General features: G+C 66.3%; 14 protein-coding genes and 1 rRNA gene. 11 read left to right on the top strand and 4 right to left on the bottom strand.

Annotated elements, in window-relative coordinates:
• Nucleotides 1-6: 6 nt before the first annotated feature.
• Nucleotides 7-123 (top strand): 5S ribosomal RNA (gene rrf / locus DMC64_RS27070).
• Between the two features lie 121 nt (nt 124-244).
• On the opposite strand, the gene DMC64_RS27065 is transcribed toward rrf, so the two are convergent.
• Nucleotides 245-691, bottom strand: coding sequence for an Lrp/AsnC family transcriptional regulator (locus DMC64_RS27065; protein ID WP_125735780.1), 447 nt, complete (start codon nt 689-691; stop codon nt 245-247).
• A 107-nt stretch (nt 692-798) separates the two neighbouring features.
• Here DMC64_RS27065 and DMC64_RS27060 point away from each other — a divergent pair, with 107 nt between their 5' ends.
• From DMC64_RS27060 to DMC64_RS27040, 5 genes are all read left to right on the top strand, one after another.
• Nucleotides 799-1251 carry a rhodanese-like domain-containing protein gene (locus DMC64_RS27060; protein WP_199755098.1) on the top strand — a complete coding sequence of 151 codons (453 nt, stop codon included), beginning with the start codon at nt 799-801 and terminating at the stop codon, nt 1249-1251.
• Nucleotides 1252-1340: 89 nt separating this feature from the next.
• Nucleotides 1341-2096 (top strand): type 1 glutamine amidotransferase, encoded by a 756-nt coding sequence (locus DMC64_RS27055; protein ID WP_125735779.1) that lies wholly within the window; start codon nt 1341-1343, stop codon nt 2094-2096.
• Nucleotides 2097-2201: 105 nt separating this feature from the next.
• The gene (locus DMC64_RS27050; protein WP_081976004.1) at nt 2202-3320 is read left to right on the top strand and encodes an inorganic phosphate transporter; all 1119 of its coding nucleotides are present in this window, start codon (nt 2202-2204) and stop codon (nt 3318-3320) included.
• A gap of 111 nt (nt 3321-3431) precedes the next feature.
• Nucleotides 3432-6404 (top strand): bifunctional [glutamine synthetase] adenylyltransferase/[glutamine synthetase]-adenylyl-L-tyrosine phosphorylase, encoded by a 2973-nt coding sequence (locus DMC64_RS27045; RefSeq protein WP_125735778.1) that lies wholly within the window; start codon nt 3432-3434, stop codon nt 6402-6404.
• A 130-nt stretch (nt 6405-6534) separates the two neighbouring features.
• The gene (locus DMC64_RS27040) at nt 6535-6969 is read left to right on the top strand and encodes a thioesterase family protein (protein ID WP_020633826.1); all 435 of its coding nucleotides are present in this window, start codon (nt 6535-6537) and stop codon (nt 6967-6969) included.
• 93 nt (nt 6970-7062) lie between these two features.
• Here DMC64_RS27040 and glnA read toward each other — a convergent pair whose 3' ends face one another.
• On the bottom strand, nt 7063-8487 hold the full coding sequence (gene glnA, locus DMC64_RS27035; protein ID WP_005167524.1) for a type I glutamate--ammonia ligase: 1425 nt from the start codon (nt 8485-8487) through the stop codon (nt 7063-7065).
• A 172-nt stretch (nt 8488-8659) separates the two neighbouring features.
• Here glnA and DMC64_RS27030 point away from each other — a divergent pair, with 172 nt between their 5' ends.
• Nucleotides 8660-9145 (top strand): RDD family protein, encoded by a 486-nt coding sequence (locus tag DMC64_RS27030; RefSeq protein ID WP_199755097.1) that lies wholly within the window; start codon nt 8660-8662, stop codon nt 9143-9145.
• A gap of 62 nt (nt 9146-9207) precedes the next feature.
• On the opposite strand, the gene DMC64_RS27025 is transcribed toward DMC64_RS27030, so the two are convergent.
• A complete protein-coding gene (locus DMC64_RS27025; RefSeq protein WP_233629823.1) occupies nt 9208-9855 on the bottom strand; it encodes a hypothetical protein in 648 nt (215 codons plus the stop codon).
• Between the two features lie 410 nt (nt 9856-10265).
• A complete protein-coding gene (locus DMC64_RS27020) occupies nt 10266-10994 on the bottom strand; it encodes a DUF4191 domain-containing protein (protein ID WP_016331624.1) in 729 nt (242 codons plus the stop codon).
• Nucleotides 10995-11057: 63 nt separating this feature from the next.
• Between DMC64_RS27020 and DMC64_RS27015 the strand changes: the two genes are divergently transcribed.
• The 4 genes from DMC64_RS27015 to DMC64_RS27000 all read left to right on the top strand — a co-directional run bounded on the left by DMC64_RS27015 (nt 11058) and on the right by DMC64_RS27000 (nt 14427).
• Entirely contained in the window at nt 11058-13145 is a 2088-nt protein-coding gene (locus DMC64_RS27015; protein WP_037345923.1) for an ATP-dependent DNA helicase UvrD2, read from the top strand.
• A 216-nt stretch (nt 13146-13361) separates the two neighbouring features.
• The gene (locus DMC64_RS27010) at nt 13362-13628 is read left to right on the top strand and encodes a hypothetical protein (protein ID WP_037345925.1); all 267 of its coding nucleotides are present in this window, start codon (nt 13362-13364) and stop codon (nt 13626-13628) included.
• A 167-nt stretch (nt 13629-13795) separates the two neighbouring features.
• Entirely contained in the window at nt 13796-14179 is a 384-nt protein-coding gene (locus tag DMC64_RS27005; RefSeq protein ID WP_007033873.1) for a WhiB family transcriptional regulator, read from the top strand.
• The gene (locus DMC64_RS27000) at nt 14176-14427 is read left to right on the top strand and encodes a hypothetical protein (RefSeq protein WP_125735776.1); all 252 of its coding nucleotides are present in this window, start codon (nt 14176-14178) and stop codon (nt 14425-14427) included. Before DMC64_RS27005 ends, DMC64_RS27000 begins: the two co-directional genes overlap by 4 nt.
• Nucleotides 14428-14503 lie beyond the last annotated feature (76 nt).

The following is a 14503-nucleotide window of genomic DNA, read 5'->3' as shown; positions in this document are numbered from 1 at the left end:
TAGTGTTTCGGTGGTTATAGCGTCAGGGAAACGCCCGGTCCCATTCCGAACCCGGAAGCTAAGCCTGACAGCGCCGATGGTACTGCAACCGAAGGGTTGTGGGAGAGTAGGACACCGCCGGACTAACATTAGAAAAAGGGCTTGGGCCCCGGTCGAGAACCACGAGTTCTCCCGGGGCCCAAGCCCTTTTTCATGTCTGCCCTCGCCGAGTGGTAGCAAAGGTCCCTTGCTCCCGCGGGGGAGCTCAGCAGCTATCCCGGCGGACCGCGCGCCGGCGCACAGGCGACGAGAAGACCAGCGAAGTGGTCGTCTCGCCATAGCGCTGCATCCGCTCTACGAGTTCCTCCAGCTCCGCCGTGTTCCTGCAGGCGACCCGCACCAGCCAGCACTCGTCACCCGTGACGTGGTCGGCGTCGAGCACCTGCGGTAACGCGAGGATGGTTTCGCGGAAGCGTGCCGTGTCCAGGCTGCGTACCTTCGCCCGGACCATCGCTTCGATCGGAAGCCCGAGCTTCGTCAGGTCGACACTCGCCGAGTACCCGGTGATAATCCCCTTCTCCTCGAGCCGACGAACCCGCTCGGTCACCGCGGGCGCGGACAGCGACACCCGCCGGCCGAGCTCCGAATAGGTCAACCGGCCGTCGGACTGGAGCAGTTCGAGCAGTTGCCAGTCGAGATCATCGAGGTTCACAGAACTCCAGGTCGATCGTCATACCTGCCAGGGATCTCCAGGCTAGCCGCCGCCGAGACCTGGATTCTCCGATGTCGCGGATGATCACTGACCACGAAGATTGAGCCATGACGACCGAACCCCGCGCACTGACGTTTCCGGCTCTGGACAGCGCGACCGCGGCCGCGCACCTTCGCGCCGAACTCGCTCTCGACGTCGACCCGGACGACCTGGTCCGAGATCTCACCTCCGGAGCCCAGCAGGGATACGTGGTCGTCGAGACCAGAGCTCCCGAGGCCTTCGCGTCCGCTCGCATCCCCGGCGCGATCAATCTCCCTTACCGGGACATGACAGCGGAGTCGGTCAGCGGGCTGGACCGCGAACTCGTCTACATCTGCTACTGCGAGAGCATCCACTGCAACGCCGCGACCAAAGGTGCCCTCAAACTCGCGGAGCTCGGTTTCAAGGTCAAACGCCTCTCCGGTGGCATCACCGCCTGGGAAGCGGCCGGCTATCCCGTTGAGCGAGACGCTCTGCCTTCCGCGCACACCTCCGCACCCGCCCCGCGCTGCGCCTGCTGACCGCTGAGGAGCAAGGGACCTTTGCTACCGTCGCCTCCTCGCGTGGTAGCAAAGGTCCCTTGCTGTCGGTGCGGTCGTAGGCTGGGGAGGTGACCGCTCCCAAGTTGCTCGTCATCCAGCCGGACGAATCAGATCCGATCGGCCCCCTCGGCGACTGGCTCACCGAGGCAGGTGCCGAGCTCGACATCCGGTTGCTGCCCGATCAGAGTCTCCCCACCGATCTTGACGGATACGCCGGCGTCGTATGCCTTGGCGGCGGGATGGGCGCCAACGACGACGAGGCTCATCCGTGGCTCGCTGACGTGCGGAAGCTTCTTTCGAAGGCCGCCGGCGCGCGGATCCCGACGCTAGCGATCTGCCTCGGCAGCCAACTCCTGGCGGTGGCGCTGGGCGGCAGCGTCGCCACGGGAGATCAAGGACCCGAGGTCGGCCCGGGGCTTGTGTCCAAGAAGGACGCTGCCTGGACCGACCCGCTGTTCGCGGATCTGCCGCTCATGCAGGACGTCCTGCAGTTCCACAACGACGTGATCACCCGGCTGCCCGCTGGAGCCGAGCTTCTCGCCTCCTCGCCGCGGTATCCCTACCAGGCTTTCCGATTCGACCGTTGTGCCTACGGTGTCCAGTTCCACATCGAAACGACGCCCGATGTGGTCCTCGACTGGGCGCGGCAGGCACCGGAAATGGCGGAACTCACCCGGCCGGCCGTACTGACCCCGGAAAATCTGGCTCGGGTGCATGCCGATATCACCGAAACCTGGCGGCCGTTCGCCCAGCGCTTCGTCCGACTGGTGTCCGGTGACCTCGCTCCGGCTGCGGACCGTCAACGTACTTTGCCGATGGCTTAACGACTTATGTCTCAAATACGTATGGGTTGTTAACACTCGGGTCTACCTGTCAGGTACCTTGCGAAGGGAGTTTCGAAGGGTTCGGAGGTCGGGGTGGAGCCCTCAGTGTTGGTCGTGCTCGTCGTCGTCACGGCCCTAATTTTCGATTTCACAAACGGGTTCCATGACACTGCCAACTCGATGGCGACGTCGATCGCCACCGGGGCGTTGCGTCCCAAGGTCGCGGTGACGATCTCCGCGGTCCTGAACCTGGTCGGCGCCTTCCTGTCGGTCGAAGTGGCAAAGACCATCTCGAATGGACTGGTCGACGACACCAAGATCGGACCTGCGATCGTTTTCGGTGGCCTGGTCGGGGCGATCGTGTGGAACCTGGTCACCTGGTTCGTCGGACTACCGTCCAGCTCGTCCCACGCGCTGTTCGGCGGCCTGATCGGCGCCACGTGGGTCTCGGCCGGAACGGACTCCGTCCACTTCGGAAAGATCGTCGAGAAGGTCCTCGTCCCGGCGGCGCTGTCGCCTGTCTTGGCCGGCCTCGTCGCGATGATCGTGACGTACTTCGTCTATCGGATCTTTGTTCGCCGCGGCCGCACCGCCGGCTTCAGAGTCGGCCAGATCATCTCGGCTTCGCTGGTGTCACTCGCCCACGGCACGAACGATGCGCAGAAGACCATGGGTGTCATCACCCTGACGATGATCACCGCCGGCACCCTCCCCGCAGGGGCAGGGCCGCCGCTCTGGGTGATCGTCAGTGCGGCGTTGGCGCTCGCGCTCGGCACATATCTGGGCGGCTGGCGCATCACCTTCACGCTGGGTAAAGGCCTGACGGATATCGATGGCCCGCAGGGCTTCGCCGCGCAGACCAGTTCGGCGGCCGTCATTCTCGCCTCGACCAACTTCGGCTTTCCGCTTTCGACGACTCACGTCTGCTCCGGAGGCATCGTCGGCTCCGGAGTGGGGAGGAATGAGTCACCGGTTCGCTGGCGCACGGCCGGCCGCATGGTGGTCGCGTGGCTGTTCACACTTCCGGCGGCCGCCATCGTCGGCGCCGGTGCCGGCCTTGTGACCTCGACCGGCACGGTGGGGACGATCGCCGTAGGCGTCGCGGGCCTCGCGATCGGCATTGGGATCTACCTCCTTTCGCGGCGGAGCCCCGTCAACGCCAGCAGCTTCACCAGCCCCGCCCCGCCCATCCCTGAACAGGAAGTCGGCAAGATCGCCGCTTAGCAGGGAGCAAGGGACCTTTGCTACCGCGCGAGCCGAGGTGGTAGCAAAGGTCCCTTGCTCCCGTGCGCGTCCGTCTGGCCCTGGGCGGAAGGGCGACTACGGTGGAAGCCGATGGTTGAGCGCGCCAGGCCGACCGCTTCCGTGGCGAGATACGGCTTCACCGATCCCCGTGCCGACGGGCAGCTGCGTGCTGCCGGTTGGTGGACCGAATCCGGCCCGGACGGCTCCGCCGCCGACGTGTTGTCCGCACTTTCCCGCGCCGCGGACCCCGATCTCGCACTGAGCGGCCTGGATCGGATCAGGGAAGTCGACCCGGCCGCCTGGAGCGGGCTCGACCAGGCGCTGCGCACCAATCGCACGTTCCGCGGCCGGATGCTCGGTGTCTTGGGGACCTCGAGCGCACTCGCGGATTTCATGGTCTCGAACACCGGCTGCTGGAAGACCCTTGTGGGGCAGAAGAGCACTGAGCCGGATCAATACGTGAGCAGTCTTCTTGGCCACCTACGGCCGGAAGGTGAAGTGCTCACCGGGCTTGAAGCGGAGCAGGCTCTTCGCGTCGGCTACCGCGAGCTGCTCCTCGGCATCGCAGCGGCCGACCTCGGTCATCTGGTCGAGCCTGGCCTTCGCCAGCCCCCTTATGCCGAGATCGGAGCCCAGCTCACCACGCTGGCGGAGGCCGCGCTGACAGTAGGGCTGCTTGTCGCGGAGTCCGAGGTGGGTGCCAGCGCCGAAGGCTTGCTCGCCGTGATCGCGATGGGCAAATGCGGTGGTCGAGAGCTGAACTATGTGAGCGACGTGGACGTCATCTTCGTCGGCGATGGAGATCTGTCGGTCTCCACGCGGTTGGCCAGCACGATGATGCGCGTGGTCGGCAAGGCCTGTTTCGAGGTCGACGCGGCGCTGCGTCCGGAGGGCAAGGCGGGCGCCTTGGTCCGGACGCTCGACGGACATGCCGCTTACTACCAAAAGTGGGCCAAGACCTGGGAGTTCCAGGCCTTGCTCAAAGCGCGCCCGGTGGCAGGCGACGCCGAGCTCGGGCGTCAGTACGCGGAGATGGTCGCGCCGAAGGTGTGGGCAGCGGCCGATCGCGAGAATTTCGTCCCCGAGGTCCAGAAGATGCGGCGCCGGGTCGAAGGTCATGTGCCTTCCGCGCACGCCGAACGAGAGCTGAAGCTGGGGCGCGGAGGTCTCCGGGACGTCGAGTTCGCGGTGCAGTTGCTGCAACTGGTCCACGGCCGGATCGACGCGGAGCTGCGTTCTCCGTCCACGATGGACGCACTCGCCGCCCTGGGCGACGGCGGCTACGTCGGCCGGAAGGATGCCGCGGAGCTGGCATCGTCATACGAGTTTCTCCGGACCATCGAACACCGGCTTCAGCTTCGCAGGCTCCGGCGCACGCACCTGTTCCCTGCTGCTTCGGATGTCAGCGAGCTGCGAACGATCGCGCGAGCGAGTGGTGTGCGGCCGGCTCGGGGCAAGAGTGAAGGGGACGTCCTGGTGGCGGAATTCCGCCGCCACCTGCAGAGCATCCGACGGCTTCACGAAAAGCTCTTCTACCGGCCTCTGCTGCAGTCTGTCGCGAACGTGCCGACCGAAGCGCTCCGGCTGACCACGAAACAGGCCGAGAGTCGTCTCGCCGCGCTCGGCTATACCGCTCCGGACGGTGCCCTGCAGCACATCAAGGCGTTGACCGCGGGAATGTCGCGCCGGGCAGCCATCCAGCAGGCTCTGCTGCCGGTTTTGCTGGACCTCCTCGCCGACACTCCGGACCCTGACCGCGGGTTGCTGTCTTATCGGAAGGTCTCCGAAGCGCTTGAGGCGACGCCTTGGTACCTCAGGGTTCTCCGGGACGAGGGCGCAGTCGTCGAGCGGCTCGCTTTTCTTCTGGGTACTTCGCGACTGGTGCCTGACCTACTGGCGAGAGCGCCTGAAGTCCTGCAACTGCTCGGTGATCCCGCACGGCTGGCCGGGCGAACTCCGGCAGAGGTGGCTACCTCGCTGCGAGCCGCAGTTCGGCGGCAACCGGGTTTGAACGCCGCGGTCGCGGCCGCGAGATCGCTCCGACGGCACGAGATGCTGCGAATCGCGTCGGCAGATCTGCTGGGGTTGCTGGATGTCCCAGCGGTCTGCGCCGCGCTGTCGAGCGTGTGGGTCGCCGTGCTTCAAGGTGCTTTGGCCGCTGCTTTCCGCCAGCGTCAGGCCGAGCTCGGCCAGATTCCCACGAAGATCGCTGTCATCGGTATGGGGCGCCTGGGTGGGGCCGAACTCGGCTACGGATCAGACGCGGACGTTCTCTTCGTGTGCGAGCCGGCCGAAGGGGTGTCGGACTCCGAAGCAGCGAAGTTCGCTTCTTCAGTGGCCGAGACGGTGCGCAAGATCCTCGGTGCCCCGAGCCCCGACCCTGCTTTGGTCGTCGACGCCGATCTCCGTCCGGAGGGGCGGAGCGGCCCGTTGGTGCGGACTCTCGAGTCGTACCGCAGCTACTACGGTCGTTGGGCGGAGGTCTGGGAATCGCAAGCGCTGCTCCGAGCCCGGTTCATCGCCGGTGACGAGGATCTTGGCGATCGGTTCATCGAGATGATCGACCCCATTCGGTACCCGCGAGAAGGCCTTGACGCGGTTCGGGTGCGGGAGATCAGGCGGATCAAGGCCCGGGTGGAGACGGAGCGGATGCCCAAGGGCGCCGATCCGACACGGCACACGAAGCTCGGCCGCGGAGGGCTCGCCGATGTGGAGTGGACTGTGCAGCTCATGCAGCTGCGTCACGGGCATGAAGTCGACGGGCTTCGCACCACCTCGACGATCGAGGCTCTGAAAGCGGCGGCTGAGGCGGGGCTCGCCGAGCCTGCCGAGATCGAGTCCTTGACCGAAGCCTGGCTTTTGGCGACGCGTGTCCGCAATGCCGGAATGCTGGTCCGAGGTAAGGCCGTCGACGAGATCCCCAGCTCCGGTCGAGACCTGGCCGCGGTCGCGCGCGTGCTCGGTTACTCGGCCGATGACGATCCAGGCGAGTTCCTCGACGCCTATCGGCGGACGACGCGCCGTGCTCATGCGGTCGTGGAGACACTCTTCTACCAGGGCTGACCCGCTCTGACCTGCGGTAAGTGAGGAAGGGACCCCTGCTACCGCCCCGCGCTGAACGGACGAGGTGACAGCAAAGGTCCCTTGCTCACACTCGGGGTCGCGGACGGTGCGTGGCGCTTACAGTGGACCGGTGACTGTGCGCGAGCCATTTCGCACCCGGATCAAGGTGCGTCATTACGAGCTGGACACCCTTGGCCATCTCAACCACGCCGTCTACCACTCCTACGGCGAGGTCTCCAGACTCGAGCTGATGGAGCTCGCCGGCGGCCTCAACTCCGGCATGCGCGACGCGAACCTTGCCTTCGTGCTGCTCGAGTCCCATATCGTGTTCCGGCGCGAGCTCCGTGCGGGCGATGTCGTCGACGTGACCTGCGACGCCAAGTTCGGCACCGGCAAGACCTTCCACATGGACTCGAACATCTACAAGGTCGACGGCACCCTCTCCGCGGAGATCACGTGCACGCTGGGGCTGATGGATCTCGAGCGCCGCAAACTGGTGGACGACCCGCGCGGCCGCATCGAGCGGGCAGGCGTCGATTTGAAGGTTCTTTCCACTTCGGAGTAGCCGGACCGCGAAAGACCGGAATAAGAAACGCCGGTGGTGAGGGCGTTTCCGCACCTCACCACCGGCGTGCTCTTGGTGTTGCCTACCGCACGATCACACGTCGTAGTACAGCGAGAACTCGTACGGGTGCGGGCGCAGCCGCAGCGGGTCGATCTCGTTCTCACGCTTGTAGGAGATCCACGTGTCGATCACGTCGGGAGTGAACACGCCACCCTCGAGCAGGTAGTCGTGGTCCGCTTCCAGCGTGTCGAGAACCGCGCCGAGGTCGCCAGGAACGAGCTTGACGTTCTGGGCCTCCTCGGGCGGAAGCTCGTAGAGGTCCTTGTCGATGGGCTCCGGCGGCTCGATCTTGTTCTTGATGCCGTCGAGACCGGCCATCATCATCGCCGAGAACGCGAGGTACGGGTTACCGGACGAGTCCGGGCACCGGAACTCGGCGCGCTTGGCCTTCGGGTTGTTGCCCGTGATCGGGATACGGACACAAGCCGACCGGTTCCGCTGCGAGTACACCAGGCTGACCGGCGCCTCGAAGCCCGGCACGAGCCGGTGGTACGAGTTGACGGTCGGGTTGGTGAAGGCCAGCAGGCTCGGCGCGTGCTTGAGCAGGCCGCCGATGTAGTGGCGGGCGGTGTCGGACAGGCCCGCGTACCCCGACTCGTCGTGGAACAGCGGCGTGCCGTCCTTCCACAGCGACTGGTGGCAGTGCATGCCCGAGCCGTTGTCACCGGCGAGCGGCTTCGGCATGAAGGTCGCGGTCTTGCCGGCGGCGAACACGGTGTTCTTCACGATGTACTTGAACAGCTGCAGGTCATCCGCAGCGTGCAGCAGCGTGTTGAACTTGTAGTTGATCTCGGTCTGGCCGGCGGTGCCCACCTCGTGGTGAGCGCGCTCGATCTCGAAACCGGAGCCCTGCAGGTTGCGGACGATCTCGTCGCGCAGGTCGGCGAAGTGGTCGACCGGCGGGACCGGGAAGTAGCCGCCCTTGAACTTCGTCTTGTAGCCCTGGTTACCGCCCGGCACGTCGGCGCCGGTGTTCCACCAGCCCTCGACGGAGTCGATCTCGTGGAACGAGGCGTGCTCGGCCGAGTCGAACCGGATCGAGTCGAAGATGTAGAACTCGGCCTCCGGGCCGAAGAACACGTTGTCGGCGACGCCGTACTCGGAGATGTACTGCTCGGCCTTGCGCGCGATGTTGCGCGGGTCGCGGCTGTACGCCTCACGGGTGAACGGGTCGTGCACGAAGAAGTTCAGCGAGAGCGTCTTCGCCTTGCGGAACGGGTCGATACGCGCGGTCTCGGGGTCCGGGAGGAGCAGCATGTCGGATTCGTGGATCGACTGGAAACCACGCACCGAGGAGCCGTCGAAGGCCAGGCCTTCTTCGTAGGCTTCTTCGTTGAACGCCTTCGCCGGAACGGTGAAGTGCTGCATAACGCCGGGCAGGTCGCAGAACCTGACGTCGACGACCTCTACGTTCTCGTCGGCGATAAGGCGCTGAATGTCGTCTGGAGTAGTGGGCACCCTCGGTGACTCCTTCTCGTTCGTTGCCGGCGGCAGTACTCTCTTCGGCTCACGCTAAGAGCGCGGTGTTGCCCGACCGTCACCCGTATGTTTCGCCGGTGTTAACGGGGCGGCGATATTGGGTAGTCGACCAGGGCGAATGTGGCCGGCGCCACCGGCATACCCTGGATGGGTGGCGAGATGGACCGGAGAATGGCTGCCCGGAGCCGGTGACGAGACGACTGCCGGTGGCGAGGGTACGCAGCGGTGGCGTGGCGAGCGACTCGGCTTGCCCCAATCGGGTGTCGGCTCGGTAGCGGGCGGCGGCGCACGTCTTCTCGGGCTGATCATCGACTTGGTGCTCGCTTCACTCGTCACGACCCTTTTCGTGACTCCCAGTCTTCAGGATCCGGCCGTCATGCAGACCTTCAATCTCTGGTCGGTCGGCGTCTGGGCGGCGATCACGGTCATTCCTGCGGCCTTCTTCGGCTTCACGCCCGGTATGGCAGTGGTCGGTATCCGCGTCGCCAGGCTCGACGGCGCGCAAATGGTCGGCGTGTGGCGCGCGGTCGTGCGCGCGGCACTCACCTTTCTGATCATTCCTGCCGCGATCCGCAACATCGACGGCCGAAGCTGGCTCGACCGGCTGACCGGGACCGTCGTCATCCGCATGCGCTGACCTCGGAGGGGAGCAAGGGACCTTTGCTCTCGCCGGGAGATGCCGCTGCCGGATCGCCGTGCTCAGGCGGCCGGTGCTGCGGGAACGCTCCCGAGGTTTGGAGGCGGTCGTTGCCGAGCGCGGCGGTGTGCCGCACGCAGGTCCTGGATCACCACCAGCGGCTCGTCTCGCAGCTGTGCCGGGCTTGCCTGGACGACGATGAGACCTGGGGCGACCAGTGCCGGCATCGTGGGCGACTTGTCCGGTTCGAGGGCGACCTCGTCGTGGTGGATCTGCAATGCCACGCCGACCTGCGACCACCAGGCGTCGGCGACTCCAACCACCGCCCCGTCCGATGTCCGCAGTTCCGCCCTCCGCGTGGGCCGGGGCAAGCCGCTGCGCTCGAGGACGGACTCCAACCACTGCTCGACGGCGGAGTCGACCCCATCTTGGAGGGCGTTGACGACGATTCGGGGGAGCGCGGAGCCGATCGTGCTGGCCTGGGCAAGCTCGTCTCGAAGTTCCTCAGGCGTGCAGAGCCCGCGATGGACCGCGTCGTGGATCATGGCCCGGACCGAGTTGAGTTCGTCCATACGTCGCGCCGCGTCGATCAGGGCCCGGGCGAGCGGGGCGACGGGCAGGCCGTCGATCTCCACTGGTTCCGGCAGGTGGATCGTTCGTTCTACGACGGCGAATCCCCAGGTGGCGACCTTGCTCCGGTGAGGGATCAAGGTGTGCGCACGTCTTTCCGGCGGGAGTCTTCGCACTCCGTACAACCTGGCGGCTTGCACGCCGGTGAGCATCGCCTCAGGGCCTGCGTGAGTCAGTGCGACCTTCAAGAGCTGGTGCTTGGTCGGTGTGGCGTTGGTCAGGAGGATGACGCCGGGTATCGGACGCCTCCACGGCCCGCCTTCTCGGCAATACCGAGAGATCGAGGAGTGTGAGTACCCCAGGGCGACAAGTTTCGCCCGGGCGGCCACGCCGTCCGGGAACATCGCTGCCAGCACTTTCCGGCGGGCGTTCGAAATTCTGTCCACACAGTGATCATGCGACCACCCACCGACAGTTTTTCGCCCCAAGACGGATCAGGGGTCCTTTGCTACCACCTAGCGGTAGCAAAGGACCCCTGATACTCGTTTGGTCAGCGGCGGCGGATGGTGCGCTGGACGTTGCGCATCTTCGCGCCGGCGGGCATCGGGCCCTTGGGCATGGCGGCACCACGGCTGCCGAGAGCGGCCAGCTTCGCTTCCAGCGCGTCGACCTGGGCGGGCTTGAGGTTGCGCGGAAGCTTCATCAGGTAGCCCTGGAGCTTCTTCAGCGGCACCTGCTGCTCTTCGTTGCCGATGATCACGTTGTAGATCGGGGTCTCACCGATCAGGCGGGACACACGCTTCTTCTCCTGCGCGAGCAGGGACTTCACGCGGTGCGGCGCCCCCTCGGCGACGAGCACGACACCCGGCCCGCCGAGCACCCGGTGCACGGCGTCGAGCTGGGTCGTGGCCGCCACGGTCGGCGTCACCTTCCAGCGGCCCCGCATGTTCTCGAGTGCCCAGGCCGCGGCGCCGGGCTGCCCGTCGGCCTTCGAGTACACGGTCTTCTGAACCCGCCTGCCGAAGATGATCACAGCGGCGAGCGCGCCGAGCAGAATGCCCAGCGGCAGCACGACCCAGTGGACGTCGAAGATGAACCCGATGCCGAACACGACACCGGTGATGACCAGGAGCGATCCGACCATCCAGGGGATGAGCGCCTTGTCTTCCTTGCGCTGCATCTTGAAGGCCTCGAAGATCTGCCCGCGGCGAGCCTTGCTCGCGGCGCGCTTCTCCTTCTTGGCCAGCTTCGCTGCTTCCTTGTCCTGCTTTCCCGCCATGTGACCAGGATACGGCCGCGTGCCCTGCGTCGATCCCGTCGGGCCCTCTGCGAGGATCGGGGCGTGGTTAGCGCATCGTCCCCGAAGAGTCGTCCAGGCCTGCTCGATGGGCTCGATCCCGAGCAGCGCGCCGCCGCCTGCGCCCCGAGGGGGCCGGTCTGTGTCCTCGCGGGCGCGGGGACCGGCAAGACGCGGACGATCACGCACCGCATCGCCCACCTGGTCCGTTCCGGACACGTCGCCGCTGGTCAGGTTCTCGCGGTCACCTTCACGACTCGTGCGGCGGGTGAGATGCGCACGCGTCTTCGGGGGCTGGGTGTCGACGCCGCCCAGGCGCTCACCTTCCACGCCGCCGCCCGCCGCCAGCTTCGCTATTTCTGGCCGCAGGTGGTCGGTGACCGGCCGTGGGAGCTCCTCGAGAACAAGTTCCGCTACATCAGCCAAGCCGCCAACAAGGCCGGGCTCGGCACCGAGACTGAGCTCCTGCGCGACCTCGCCAGTGAGATCGAGTGGAGCAAGGCCTCTTTGGTATCACCGGACGACTATCCGGCGGTCGCAGCGCGTACGCAGCGGGACACACCGGCGCCGGCGTCGCAGGTCGCGGAGGTCTACCGCAACTACGAGAAGGTCAAGAACGCCGCCCAGGTGCTCGACTTCGACGACCTGCTCCTGCACACCACCGCGGTTCTCGAGGAGCACACGGTGGTCGCCCAGGAGTTCCGTGAGCGCTACCGCTGCTTCGTCGTCGACGAGTATCAGGACGTCACTCCGCTCCAACAGCGGTTGCTCGACGCATGGCTCGGCGGCCGCGACGACCTGACCGTCGTCGGCGACGCCAACCAGACCATCTATTCGTTCGGTGGTGCTTCCCCCCGGCCGCTGCTGGAGTTCACCCGGAGGTTTCCCGAGGCGACGGTCGTGCGGCTCGAGCGGGACTACCGCTCGACTCCAGAGGTCGTGGCTCTCGCCAACCAAGTGATCGGTGCCGCGCGCGGCCGTCCTGCGGGCTCGAGGCTGAAACTGATCGGCCAGCGTCCTTCCGGGCCGGCCCCGCGGTTCGCCGAGTATGACGACGAGACCGCCGAGGCCGCGGCCGTCGCCCGCAGGATCCGCGATCTGCTCGACAGCGGAGTGACGGCGAGCGAGATCGCGGTGCTCTACCGCGTCAACGCCCAGTCGGAGGCTTACGAGCAGGCGCTGGCCGAGTTGGGCATCCCGTACCTGGTCCGTGGCGGCGAGCGGTTCTTCGCGAGGGCGGAGGTCCGGCAGGCGATGTCCGCGTTGCGGATGGCGTCGACCGACGCCGACACCGGCGAGCTGGTGACCCGGGTCCGCTCCGTGCTCGCGAAGGTAGGCCTCACGGACCAGCCTCCCGCCGGAGGCGCGGCGAAAGAGCGGTGGGACGCGCTTCTCTCGATCGTCGAGCTGGCCGAGGAGCTGGCTTCCACTGTCGACGACGCGGATCTGCCGCGTTTCGTTGCGGAGCTCGAACAGCGGGCGACAGCGCAGCATCCGCCGACGGTGGAGGGCATCACCCTGGCCTCGCTTCACGCGGCGAAGGGTCTCGAATGGGACGCTGTGTTCCTCGTGGGGCTCGCCGAAGGGACCATGCCGATCCTTCATGCCGATGGCGACGACGCGGCCATCGAGGAAGAGCGCCGTCTCTTCTATGTCGGCGTCACTCGGGCGCGAGAGCACCTCTCGCTCTCGTGGGCTTTGGCCAGGACGTCGGGAAACCGCCGCAATCGGCGACGCAGCCGCTTCCTCTACGGCCTCATCCCCGAAGATCATCCGGCAGCGCGGGTGGCCCGCTCGCAACAGCCGAAGCAGTCCGGAAACAAGGCCCGGTGCCGGGTGTGCGGCGGGCCGTTGCCGGAGACGCTCGACATCAAACTGGGCCGTTGCTCGCGTTGCCCGTCCAACGTGGACGAGCAACTGCTCGAGAAGCTGAAGTCCTGGCGTGGGGAACGCTCGCGTGAGCTCAAGGTGCCGGCCTTCGTCGTTTTCACGGACGCGACGCTGGTCGCCATCGCCGAGCAGCGGCCGACCGACGACACGGCGTTGTGCGCCATCTCCGGAATCGGCGCGACGAAGCTCGAACGCTTCGGGGCGGAGGTTCTCGACGTCGTGCGGGCCTCGGTGGGGTCTTGACCGCGTTCCAGGCATGATCCACGCGGCGAACCCGCTGCTCAGAGCCGATCTTCGCAACTTCGACGGATTTTCTGGAAAATAAGTTGCCCCGGTGCGGCCGGGGGCAATAACCTGCAGGTACCGGGCGGGAAGAGCCCGGACTGGGGAAGAACATCTACAACACAGCGTAGACCGCAGGGCGGTTCGCGCGCGACAGAGAAAGGTGGTGCCGGTGAAATGACGATCAACATGATGCTCACGAACCCTGGCACCCGTCTGTCCTGCGTCGCGGAAGTCCCGCAGGCTCAGCGCCAGGGCACCGTTGTGCCTGTGAGCATCCTCGCCGCCCGCGGCACCCAGCGTTTCGACCTCGGCCGGATCGCCGCTGAAAAGACCTTCTCGCACGCTGCCGCCTTCGGTGGGGCGTACGAGAACGGTGGCGTCGATCTGCCGGTCATCAAGCAGTTCCGTGTTCCGTTGTCCATACGGGAGCGAAGTTCCTGACCTAGTCAGGACCAGAGGCTCACGAAGGCCGCGGAACCGGGTTACCGGATCCGCGGCCTTCGTGTTTTTGCTGCACAAACAAGTTGGCTGCACAACCTAATTGGGGTTCAGCGTTGTCCAGTTCCACCGTGAGTACGAAATCCGTTACGGGACAGAGGAGTGCACTTATGTCATCGGCCATAGCTTTCGCGCCGGGGGAGGCTCTGCCTTTCGCCGACGCCGGCGTCGTAGACCTGCTCGACGCCATCGACTCGCCTGAGTCGATGCTTCCCTGCCGTTCGGGCGACGCGGACCTTTGGTTCGCCGAGTCGCCGGCAGAGCTCGAGCGGGCGAAGGCGTTCTGCGCGGACTGCCCGGTCCGTTCCGCTTGCCTCGCGGGTGCCCTTTCCCGGCGTGAGCCGTGGGGTGTCTGGGGTGGCGAGATCTTCGAGCGCGGCGTTGTCGTCGCGCGGAAGCGGCCCCGTGGCCGCCCCCGGAAGAACCCGGTCGTCGAGCCCGCCGCCGAGGCTCGCCCGGTCGCGCGCAAGGTCGAGCGGAGCGCTGCGGCATGACCGTCGAACTCATCACCACCAGGGATTACGAGGCGCGGACGGGAATCCACGCGCCGGCCGAACTGAACGAAATCAAGGTCGAGGAGACCAGCGAAATGTTGCTTTATGAAGAACTGTCCAGGGCCCGAATACGAGACCTCGAGGAGGGAGTCCGCGCTCAGCGGGCTCGAAGCGGCCCACGCGCCGCACGCAGGTGGACCAAGGTCGCCCGTTGGGCGACCCGGCGAGCTGAGCGCCTGCAGGCCTGACCACTCGGGGGAGCGGGGGACCTTTGCTACCACCGTGCGGTGGTAGCAAAGGTCCCCCGCTCCCTTTTGGGGCGTG

Source organism: Amycolatopsis sp. WAC 04197 (assembly GCF_003947475.1).
Lineage (GTDB): Bacteria > Actinomycetota > Actinomycetes > Mycobacteriales > Pseudonocardiaceae > Amycolatopsis > Amycolatopsis japonica.
This window is presented reverse-complemented; position numbering and strand designations above follow the sequence as displayed.